Origin of the sequence: Pseudomonas juntendi (assembly GCF_009932375.1) — a bacterium.
Lineage (GTDB): Bacteria > Pseudomonadota > Gammaproteobacteria > Pseudomonadales > Pseudomonadaceae > Aquipseudomonas > Aquipseudomonas juntendi.
The window spans coordinates 1-10,472 of record NZ_BLJG01000080.1 but is presented as its reverse complement, the minus strand read 5'-3'; the positions used below and the strand labels follow the sequence as shown (position 1 = coordinate 10,472).

10 protein-coding genes and 2 pseudogenes are annotated in these 10,472 nt (G+C 63.0%); 3 read left to right on the top strand and 9 right to left on the bottom strand.

The annotated features are described in order from the left end of the window. A pseudogene (locus GYA94_RS27915) lies at positions 1-194 on the top strand (hypothetical protein); the annotation flags it as partial. An 88-nt stretch (positions 195-282) separates the two neighbouring features. Here the strand turns inward: GYA94_RS27915 and ppnN are convergent. Together ppnN and GYA94_RS11825 are read right to left on the bottom strand one after the other, a co-directional pair. Beyond that, the gene (gene ppnN, locus GYA94_RS11830) at positions 283-1,656 is read right to left on the bottom strand and encodes a nucleotide 5'-monophosphate nucleosidase PpnN (RefSeq protein ID WP_029887975.1); all 1,374 of its coding nucleotides are present in this window, start codon (positions 1,654-1,656) and stop codon (positions 283-285) included. 127 nt (positions 1,657-1,783) lie between these two features. Continuing rightward, positions 1,784-2,845 (bottom strand): YeiH family protein, encoded by a 1,062-nt coding sequence (locus tag GYA94_RS11825; RefSeq protein ID WP_161892365.1) that lies wholly within the window; start codon positions 2,843-2,845, stop codon positions 1,784-1,786. A gap of 110 nt (positions 2,846-2,955) precedes the next feature. Between GYA94_RS11825 and GYA94_RS11820 the strand changes: the two genes are divergently transcribed. Further along, positions 2,956-3,843 carry a LysR family transcriptional regulator gene (locus GYA94_RS11820; protein WP_054913757.1) on the top strand — a complete coding sequence of 296 codons (888 nt, stop codon included), beginning with the start codon at positions 2,956-2,958 and terminating at the stop codon, positions 3,841-3,843. Positions 3,844-3,898: 55 nt separating this feature from the next. On the opposite strand, the gene pncB is transcribed toward GYA94_RS11820, so the two are convergent. Beyond that, positions 3,899-5,098 carry a nicotinate phosphoribosyltransferase gene (gene pncB / locus GYA94_RS11815; protein ID WP_029887980.1) on the bottom strand — a complete coding sequence of 400 codons (1,200 nt, stop codon included), beginning with the start codon at positions 5,096-5,098 and terminating at the stop codon, positions 3,899-3,901. Then, positions 5,095-5,745 carry an isochorismatase family protein gene (locus GYA94_RS11810; RefSeq protein WP_161892364.1) on the bottom strand — a complete coding sequence of 217 codons (651 nt, stop codon included), beginning with the start codon at positions 5,743-5,745 and terminating at the stop codon, positions 5,095-5,097. The genes pncB and GYA94_RS11810 overlap by 4 nt, the downstream gene beginning before the upstream one ends. A 138-nt stretch (positions 5,746-5,883) precedes the next feature. Between GYA94_RS11810 and GYA94_RS11805 the strand changes: the two genes are divergently transcribed. Next, positions 5,884-6,588, top strand: a complete 705-nt coding sequence (locus GYA94_RS11805; RefSeq protein WP_110677289.1) for an NUDIX hydrolase — start codon at positions 5,884-5,886, stop codon at positions 6,586-6,588. Between the two features lie 139 nt (positions 6,589-6,727). Here GYA94_RS11805 and GYA94_RS11800 read toward each other — a convergent pair whose 3' ends face one another. From GYA94_RS11800 to GYA94_RS11780, 5 genes and pseudogenes are all read right to left on the bottom strand, one after another. Then, on the bottom strand, positions 6,728-8,140 hold the full coding sequence (locus GYA94_RS11800; protein WP_161892363.1) for a purine-cytosine permease family protein: 1,413 nt from the start codon (positions 8,138-8,140) through the stop codon (positions 6,728-6,730). 297 nt (positions 8,141-8,437) lie between these two features. After that, entirely contained in the window at positions 8,438-9,001 is a 564-nt protein-coding gene (locus GYA94_RS11795; protein WP_029886870.1) for an NUDIX hydrolase, read from the bottom strand. 22 nt (positions 9,002-9,023) lie between these two features. Further along, positions 9,024-9,770, bottom strand: coding sequence for a GntR family transcriptional regulator (locus tag GYA94_RS11790; protein ID WP_009683726.1), 747 nt, complete (start codon positions 9,768-9,770; stop codon positions 9,024-9,026). 90 nt (positions 9,771-9,860) lie between these two features. Next, positions 9,861-10,250, bottom strand: a complete 390-nt coding sequence (locus GYA94_RS11785; protein WP_009683727.1) for a carboxymuconolactone decarboxylase family protein — start codon at positions 10,248-10,250, stop codon at positions 9,861-9,863. A 151-nt stretch (positions 10,251-10,401) separates the two neighbouring features. After that, a pseudogene (locus GYA94_RS11780) lies at positions 10,402-10,472 on the bottom strand (flavin reductase family protein); the annotation flags it as partial.

The window sequence follows — 10,472 nt, the reverse complement described above, 5'->3', positions numbered from 1 at the left end:
GCCAGATGCGCGCGGCCGCCTTGTTCGTACGACGCGATTTTGAGGCATGCGCCAAGGCGTTCGCGCGCAAATCCCACAGGAATAATTGGCCCGAAACAAACGTAGGAGCGAGCGCAGCTCGCGATTGCGCCGCGCGGGCGGCGCTCGATCTCACAGGCGCTGCATATCTTCTGACAAACACCTGTCAGCCCTGATGCGATCCCTGTGGGAGCTGGCTTGCCGGCGATGGGCCGCAACGCGGCCCCAAGTTGCATGACTGACGCCCATTAGCGCAAGGCGCTGTCAGGTCACAACCTGATAGCACGGTACATACGCCGCCCCGCCGGGCAACTTCATCCGGTGCTGGTCGACGAACGCCTGCAGCAACCGCCCCAGTGGATCGAGCACAGCGCTGTCGCCACGAATCTGATAAGGGCCGTGCTCCTCGATCAGGCGGATACCCTTGTCCTTGACGTTGCCGGCCACGATGCCGGAAAACGCCCGGCGCAGGTTGGCCGCCAGTTCGTGCGGTGGCAGATCGCGGCGCAAGTCCAGTTCTGCCATCGCCTTATGCGTAGGGTCGAAGGGGCGCTGGAAGCTCTCCTCGATCTTCAGCAACCAGTTGAAGTGGAAGGCATCGTTGCGCTCGCGGCGGAACTGCTTAACCGCCTTGAGCCCTTCGACCATGTGCCGGGCAACTTCTGCCGGGTCGTCGATGATGATCTCGTACAAGCGGTGCGCCGCCTCGCCCAGCGTGGCACCGACAAAGGCATGCAACTGCTGCAGGTAGGGTTCGGCACTGCGCGGGCCGGTGAGCACCACCGGGAACGGCAGGTCGTGGTTGTCCGGGTGCATGAGGATACCCAGCAGGTAGAGAAATTCCTCTGCCGTACCGGCGCCACCGGGGAAGATGATGATGCCGTGGCCGACACGCACGAAGGCTTCCAGACGCTTCTCGATGTCCGGCAGGATCACCAGTTCGTTGACGATCGGGTTGGGCGCCTCGGCAGCGATGATGCCCGGCTCGGTCAGGCCCAGGTAGCGGCTGCCATGCATGCGCTGCTTGGCATGGGCAATGGTCGCGCCCTTCATCGGGCCCTTCATCACGCCCGGGCCGCAACCGGTGCACACGTCCAGCTTGCGCAGCCCCAGTTCGTGCCCGACCTTCTTGGTGTACTGGTATTCCTCGCTGCTGATCGAGTGGCCGCCCCAACACACCACCATCTTCGGCTCCACACCCGGGCGCAGGGTGCGGGCGTTGCGCAGCAGGTGGAACACGTAATCAGTGATGCCCTGGGAGCTTTCCAGGTCGATGCGCTGGCTGGCCAGTTCGCTTTCGGTGTAGACAATGTCGCGCAGGGCGCTGAACAGCATTTCGCGGGTGCTGGCGATCATCTCGCCATCGACAAAGGCGTCGGCCGGGGCATTCTGCAGCTCCAGGCGCACGCCACGGTCCTGTTGGTGGATACGCACCTCGAAGTCCCGGTAAGCCTCGAGGATGGTCTTGGCGTTGTCGACATGGGCGCCGGTGTTGAGGATGGCCAGGGCGCACTGGCGGAACAAGGTGTAAAGGCTACCGGTACCGACTTCACTCAGTTGCTGCACTTCACGTTGTGACAGCGTCTCCAGGCTGCCTTTGGGGCTGACGGATGCATTGATGACATGGCGTTGAGGCATCTAAGTCTTTCCTGTGCGGGTAAAACATCCTTCTTGGACAACACCATACCGAGAAATGTGGGCGGCCACGAGGGGGGCGGTGAAAAACCTTTGCAGGGCTACGCCTGCTTCGCCGCCCGGTTGCCGATCAGCTCAACAACTTCTGCACCCCGAGGGTGATTGCCAGGCCGCCGCCAACCAGCCACAGGTTGAGCAGCGCCCCGGTCGCCAGCGCCCGTGGCCCGGCCTGACGAATCTGGCTCAAGCGCGTCTCCATGCCCAGCGCGGTCATCGCCATGGTCAGGGCGAAGGTGTCCAGGCCGTTGAGCGCCTGGGTCACGCTGCCGGGCAGCACCTGCAGCGAGTTCACCAGCACCAGGCCGAGGAAGCCGAAGGCGAACCAGGGCATGGCGATGCGGCCGTTGCCTTTGCCCTGGCCAGCCTGGCGCGAACGGCTGATCCACAGGCCGACCACCAGCAGCACGGGTACCAGCAGCATGACCCGGGTCATCTTGACGATGGTCGCGATGTGGGTGACTTCCGGGCTGACGTTGCTGGCGGCGCCGACCACCTGGGCCACTTCGTGGATGGTGCCGCCCAGCAGCAGGCCGGCACCCAAGGTGTTCAGGTGCAGCCAGCCAGCGTTGATCGCCAAGGGGTAGACGAACATCAACAAGGTGCCGAACAGCACCACGCTGCCCACCGCCATGGCGCTCTTGTGCGGGGCGCTGCGCAGCGCCGATTCGAATGCCAGCACGGCGGCTGCCCCGCAGATGGCGCTACCGGCGGCCGTCAGCAGCGCGGTGTCGCGGTCGAGCTTGAAGACTTTCATGCCGCACCACAGGCCGATCAGCAATGTGCTGCCAACCACCAGCAGCGAGACGATTAGCCCCGACCAGCCTACCTCGGCAATTTCCTGCAGACTCACCCGCAGGCCGAAGAACGCCACGGCAATGCGTAACAAGCCGCGAGCGGAAAAATGGATACCCGCGGCCCAGCTTGCCGGCACGCCGTCACGCAGCGCGTTGCCATACAGTGCACCGGCGACGATGCCGACAATCAGCGGGCTGATGCCAAGCCTGGCGATGGCGGGTATGGCCGCCAGTTGAGTGACAGCCAGCGCGAACAGCGCGACGAACAGGATGCCATTGAGCCGCCCTTTGGTAGAAAGGGTAGGGGTGTAGGCAGGATGGGACGGTACCGTGGCCATGTGAGTCCTCCGGGCAATGATTCGACGAGGCCTACGTTAATCTGGTTATAAGCTTATAAAAAATCGTAATTTGGGATGGCAAATATCCGCTTAGCTGATATTTTGAGTTCATGACCCCAGAACAGCTGATAACATTCGCCACCGTTGCCGAGCATGGCAACATCAGCCATGCGGCCCAGGCCCTGCACCTGTCGCAGCCTGCGGTTTCCGGGCAGCTCAAGCTGCTGCAGGAGGCGTTCGGCGAACCCCTCTACCAACGGGCCGGTCGTGGCGTGCGCCTGACAGCGGCTGGCGAGCAACTGCTCGCACACGCCGAGCGCCTGCGCGATACCTTCCGCCAGGCCCAAGCCCTACGCGAGGCCATGCGCGGGTTGGAGCGCGGCACCTTGCGCATTGGCGCCAGCACTACGCCCGCCAGTTACCTGTTGCCTTACCTGATTGCCGATTTTCATCGGCAGTACCCGGACGTGCTGGTGACGACCTCGCATGGCAACACGGCGGAGATCGTGGCGGCACTGGACAGCGTCGATATCGCCCTGATCGAGGGGCCGCCCGGCCATGAGTTGCCCCTGGGCACGCACACCACGCCGTGGCACGAGGACGAAATCGTGGCGATCGTGCCGCGCGGGCACCCCCTGGCAGGCACGCACAAGCAGCCATTGGCGGCGCTGGGGGCCTATCCGTTGGTGTTGCGTGAAAGCGGCTCGGGGGTGCGGCAGGTCGTTGAGCGGGCATTCGCACGTGATGGCGTAGCCATGCGTGTGGCGCTGGAAATCGCCGGTGTGGAGGGGGTCAAGGAAGCGGTGCGTGCCGGCATGGGCATCGGCTTTGTTTCAGCCATGTCCATACGCCACGAAGACGGTGCATTGCAACGGTTGCAGGTGAGCCCTCAGGCATTGCTGCGGCGTTTTTCCATACTGATGCCGCACGCCGCCACGCCCTCGCGGGCGGCCGCACGGTTTCTGGCGTTGTGCATGGCCATGCCACAGGTGGCGTGACGGTGCCGGCCTGGTGGGCGCAAGTTCACCCGCGATGAAGCCGGCACAGCGGCCATCAATTCACCTTGAAAACGTGTTTCATATAGGCCACGAAATTCTCGTCCCGGCACTGGGTCTTGCCAGGGCTGTCGGAAATTTTCGCCACCGGCGCCCCATTGCACGCGGTCATCTTGATAACCATGTTCATCGGCGCTACCCCCGGGATATCGCACGTTAGTTGGGTACCAATGCCGAAGCTCACATTGATCCGCTCATGCAGCGCCCGGTACAGCCCCAGCGCCTTGGCAAAATCCAGCCCATCGGAGAAGATCAGGGTCTTGCTCTTTGGGTCGATCCCCAACCGCTCATAGTGGGCAATGGCTTTTTCCGCCCACGCCAGTGGATCGCCAGAGTCGTGCCGCAAGCCATCGAACAGCTTGGCGAAATACAGGTCGAAATCGCCGAGGAAGGCATCCATGGTGATGCAGTCGGTCAACGCTATGCCGAGCAGCCCTCGGTACTCCCTGACCCAGCATTCCAGTGCGGCGGCCTGGCTGTCGACCAGGCGCGGGCCCAACTGCTGGTGCGCCATGAACCATTCGTGGGCCATGGTACCCAGGGGCTTGAGCTCGAACTCACGCGCCAGGTGCACGTTGCTGGTGCCAACGAAGCGCCCCGGGAAATCATGCTTGAGGATGTGCACCACTTCTTCCTGCACCCGGTAGGAGAAGCGCCGACGCGTGCCGAAGTCCGCCAACTGGAAACCGGCCAGCTCTTGTGCACTGGCCTCGGCTTTCAGCCAGTCGAGCTTCTGGTACAGGCGCTCGCCGACCTGTTCGATCACCACGTCACGGTAGCGGTAACGGTTGCGCACCTCGCTGATGATCGCCAGCAGCGGGATCTCGTAGAGAATCACGTGCAACCAGGGCCCGCGGACGCGCACTGCCAGTTGCCCGGCGGCGTCCAGGCCCACCTGTACATAGCGCAGGTTGAAACGGAACAGGCTTAGAAAGCGAATGAAATCCGGTTTGAGGAAGGGGATTTTCTCCAGATAGGCCAACTGGTCGTGGGTCACCGTGACCTCGGCCAGCTGTTCTACCTGGTAGCGGATTTCAGCCAGGTAGGGAGACAAGTCTTCGTCGTTGCGGCAACGAAACTCCCACTCCACTTCGGCGTTGGGGTAGTTGTGCAGCACTGCCTGCATCATGGTGATCTTGTAGAAGTCGGTGTCCAGCAGGTTCTGGATGATGCGTGGGCCGAAAACACTTTCGCTCATGGGCGTTGTTCCTTGAACAGGGCAAGCTGGTGGTCGAGCGCGGCTTCGTCGCCGCAGAGGATGACCCCTTCGGCGGCCAAGGCGCCGCACGCCTCGATAGCGCCTGCCTGAGTCAGCGCACGGCAGGCCGGCAGGTACAGCAGCACCTCGAAGCCGGCCTGGCGCAATTGCCGGGCGGTGGTCTTGACGCAGTAGTCCAGGGCCAGGCCGCCGACGATCACCGCGCCGACCTGCTGCACCTTGAGGTATTCGATGACCCCTGTGGAACGGCGTTCGGCGAGGTCGTGATAGCAGGCGCCGTAGGGGTGCAGGTCGGGTTCGACACCCTTCCACACGAAGTAGTCGTAATCGATGGGCGCCGGCAGGCCAGGCAGCAGCTCGAACCCTGGGGTGCCGGGGACGCAGTGGCTGACCCAGGTCAGGTCGGCGTTGGCCATTTGCAGGGGCTGCAGCATGTGCGCCGGGTCGGCGACAACCCAGGCGGCATTGGCCGGGTGGGCATCTTTGCTGCCCAGGCGCAGGTCGGCGCGCAGGGCCATGGTGTTGAGGTCAACCGCGATTTCATGGCCTTCGGGAACCGGGAGTTCCTGCGGCGCGTTGCCGGTGAAGCCGTTCTGCGCATCGACATCGAAACTGGCGATTTTCATGGCGGTTCTCCTTGCTGGACTGGCTACATAATCTACCTGGTGATCTAAGTCTGTCAAGCGTATGTCCCTATGGATTTGCTTGTTGATTTACTTAGTATCTCTGGTGGATTATTAGGCCAATGAACGAGGAGCAACCCGGTGAGTACAGTTGAAGTCCTGGCCAGTGTCGATATCGTGACCCTGCGCCTGGCCCCCGATGCGCAGCATCTGCAAGTGTTGTTGCACCGCCGTGAGCGCGAACCGCATGCCGGCCAGTGGGCGTTGCCGGGGGTGATCGTCAATGGTCGCACCCCCGACATCAGCCTGGAGGCCGCGGCCGAGCGCGCGTTACGCGAAAAAACCCGGCTGGTGCCGTGCTACATGGAGCAGGTGGGTACCGAGGGCAATGCGTTTCGCGATCCGCGGGGCTGGTCGCTGAGCACCTATTACCTCGCCTTGATCGGCCCTGGGCAGGCAGCCTTGGGTGAGCAGTTGGCGTTTTTCGACCTGGGCAGTGTGTTGGCGCGCAAGGTGCTCTTGCCTTTCGACCACACGTTGCTGGTGGAGCGGGCCCGCGAGCGGCTGGCGGCAAAGACCGTGTACAGCAGCTTGCCGCTGTACCTGCTGGCGGAGAAATTCACCGTGCTCGATGCCCTGGGGGCGGTTCAGGCATGCCTGGGGCAGACGGTGAACAGCACCTCGCTGCGTAAACGCCTGGAGCGCTTGCGTGAGCTGGGGTGGGTGAAGGACACCGGGGAGAAGAACCAGCCCAGGCTGGGCCGGCCGCAGCAGTTGTATCAGCACACGCCGCTGGGTGGGCGGGTGTTCATGTTTGATCGCAGCTTGTTGCCGGAGGGAGGGTAGAGTTCGGCTTGAGGGGCAAGGGGGCGCTGCGACCGAGCGCCCCACCTGCGGTGCTCGGTCATGTATGGGCCAGCTTCCGGCATCGGAGCTCCCAGCGATGGTGCACAACCATCTGCTGGGATTTGCCGGCGCAGCAAACTCAGTGCCCCATGGCCAACTTGGCACTCAGCTGCCGGCGCCGGTAAGCACTGTCACGGCTGGCCAGCCACCAGTACAGCGGCGAAGTCACCGCCAGCCCCACCAGCCACGACAGGTCGGCGCCGTTGATGTGCTCGGAAATCGGCCCCACGTACAGCGGCGTGTTCATGAACGGGATCTGCACCACGATACCCACCGCATAAGCGAGCAGTGCCTGCGGGTTGTAACGGCCATAGATACCGCCATCGACCTGGAAGATCGACTGGATGTCGTAGTCGCCCTTGTGGATGGCATAGAAGTCGATGAGGTTGATCGCCGTCCACGGCACCAGCACCACCAGCAACACCAGCACCATGTCGACGAAGTGGCCAATGAAGTCCGCCGAAGCGAACACGGCGACCACGCAGCACGCCGACAGCACGATCAGCGACAGTACCGCGCGGCTCTTGGCGGTCGGGATCCAGCGGTAGGCAAAGGTTTGCACCAGGGTGATGATCGACAGCACCGCGCCATACAGGTTGAGGGCGTTGTGGCTGATGACGCTGAGCAGGAACAGTACCAGCATGACGGGGCCGAGGGTCCCGGTGGCCAGTTTGACCGCATCCATGGTGTCCATGCCGGCCGGAATGGCCAGTACCGCCACGGCGCCGAAGATGAACGACAGGCTCGAACCCAGGGCCGAGCCCAGGTAGGTGGTCCAGAAGGTCGAGCCGACTTTCACGTCTGCCGGCAGGTAGCGTGAGTAGTCCGACACGTAGGGCGCAAAGGCGATCTGCCACAGCGCCGCCAGCGACACGGTGGCCAGCCAGCCGGCCAGGTTGAAGCTGCCGCGGCTGAGGAAGTCGTCGCTCTGCACATGGGTGAAGATATAGCCGAAGCCGACCACGATGCCGATACCCAGCACCCAGGTGCCGATGCGGTTGAGGACGTGGATGAAGCGGTAGCCGATGATGCCGATGATGCCCGAACCCAGCGCGCCGATGACGATGCCGACCGGCACCGGTACGGCGTCGACCACACCGTGCAAAGACTTGCCGGCGAGCACGATGTTGGAGGCGAAGAAGCCGATGTACATGACCCCGGCAATCACTACCACCAGCAGCGCGCCCAAGGTACCGAACTGGGCACGGCTCTGGATCATCTGCGGGATGCCCATTTGCGGGCCCTGGGCCGAGTGCAGGGCCATCAGCACGCCCCCGAGCAGGTGGCCCACCAGGATGGCGACGATGCCCCATACCAGGTTCAGGTGAAACAGCTGCACGCCCAACGCGCCGGTGACGATGGGCAACGGCGCAATGTTGCCGCCGAACCACAGCGTGAACAGATCCCTTACCTTTCCATGGCGGTCTTGCGGTGGCACATAGCCGATCGTGTGTTTTTCTATGAGGGGTGCCGAATTGGCTGCACTGGTCATGACTGACTCCAAGGCAAGGTAGGGCATTGGCAACTGCCCGGGTGCGTGCCGGCGATGGGCGACGCGTTCTTGTTGGAGCGATGATGCGGGCCGCTGGGGTAACGGGAAATTAGTAAATATGTACCTATAAGCCTTAAAAAACCTAAGGCTGACAAAAGCTTAAGCGGCTGACGGTAGCAAGGAGGGTGCCAATTGGCTGAGGGGCTTGGGGTAGAGGGGTTGCGCGTTGTGTGGGCGGTGATGGGTGAGCTTTGCTGGTGCGACCCGGGCATTTTTGGGGCACAGGGCCAGCACCGGCTAACGCATGAAGTGCACCTTGCCGGTGTCGTCATTGCCCATGTACATGCCATACACCCCAGCCTGCCGCTCCAGGATGTAACGTTCGAGGATCTGCCGGATCGCCGGGTAGTAGATCTGATCCCAAGGGATCTCATCCGGTGCGAAGAACTTGTACGCCAGCGTTTCCGACCCGTATTGCCCGGTTTCTTCGGTCACGATGGCGCGGAAGATGATGTAGACCTCGCTGATTTTCGGCACGCTGAAAATCGAGTACGGCGAAATGATGTCGGCCCGCACGCCGCTTTCTTCCCACACTTCGCGCAGCGCCGCCTGCTCGGTGGTCTCGCCAGCCTCCATGAAGCCCGCCGGCAAGGTCCAGGTGCCGGGGCGTGGCGGGATGGCACGCTGGCACAGCAGGTACTTGCCGTCGCGCTCGATGATGCAGCCGGCGATGATCTTCGGGTTGATGTAGTGGATGTAGCCGCAGCCGCCACAATGCAGGCGTTCGTGGGTGTCACCTGCAGGAACGCCCCGGGCCAGTTCCTTGGTACAGTGCGGGCAGTAGCGCGGGGCGTTGGGCATGATCAGCGGCCTGTGGGTGGCGTTAAATACGTGGATCCTTCAGCGCCAGGGGCTCGACGATGTCGCGCACCTTGACGTGGTCTTCCTGCTTCTGGCGCAGGTAATCCAGGGCTACCTTGGCAGCCGCACGCACATGGTCGACGGAGGCCTGGTGGGCAACCAGCGGGTCGCCACCCTTGATCGCCTCGACCATCTTTTCCATCTCGCGGTTGCTGGCGCCGCGGCGGTTTTCCTGCGACACCGAGGTGGCGCGCAGGTAGCTGATGCGTGCCTGCAACTGGCGCAACTGCTGCGCCGCCACCTGGTTGCCGGAGCCTTCCAGCAGCACGTCGTAGAAGCCTTGAACCGAGTCCAGCACCTGCTGCAACTCGCCTTCTTCCAAGGCTTCGCGGTTGACCTCCAGCGCGCGTTCCAGGGCACGGATGTCCTTGGCCTTGGCGTTGAGGGTGAACAGTTGCACGATCAGGCCTTCGAGTACGCAACGCAGCTCGTAGATGTCGCGGGCGTCTTCCAGGGTGATGATGGCCACCCGTGGGCCCTTGGCGTCGGCGAATTCCACCAGGCCTTCGGATTCCAGGTGACGCAGCGCTTCGCGTACCGAGGTACGGCTGACCCCAAGGCGGTCGCAGAGGTCGCGTTCGACCAGGCGGTCGCCAGGCAGCAGGTGGAAGTTCATGATCGCCGCGCGCAGCTTGTCTAGCACGATTTCGCGCAGGGTAACGGGGTTGCGGTTGACCTTGAAGCTGTCGTCGAGTGGCTGGCGTTTCATCAAGTGCGCTCTTAAAGAGGCTGCCCGGCCGCAACCGCAATAGCACCACGAACCTTGGGTGCTCCTTGCGTGGGTTCGAACAGCCCGGTGTTAACGGGTTGGCTCCGCATCGGCTTCAGCGAACGCTTCGCGGGCCAGGCGGAAGCTGTCCACCGCCGCGGGCACGCCGCAATAAATGCCGACCTGGAGCAGGATCTCGCGAATCTGTTCACGGCTCAGGCCATTACGCAATGCGCCGCGAATGTGCAGCTTGAGCTCGTGGGGCCGGTTGAGCGCGGAAATCATGGCCAAGTTTATCATGCTGCGCTCTTTGAGCGAGAGGCCTTCACGGCCCCAGACGTGGCCCCAGCAGTATTCGGTGACCAGTTCCTGCAACGGCTTGGTGAAGTCGTCGGCGTTCTGGATCGAGCGGTTGACGTAGTCTTCGCCCAGTACCTGGGTGCGGATTTGCAGGCCTTTCTCGTACTTGTCATTGCTCATGCGCAGTGCTCCGGAATGAAACAGGGACATCGGCGGTGGCCTCTTCGCGGGCTTGCCCGCTCCCACAGGTAATGCGCAGGTCTCGGGAAATGCGCCATCCCTGTGGGAGCGGGCAAGCCCGCGAAGCAGCCAACACCGGCTTAAAGGTCTATCAGCCCAAAGGCGGCAGGGCGCCCAGCTTGCCCTTGTGGTACACCATCGGCGTTACCGGCTGCTCGGGCA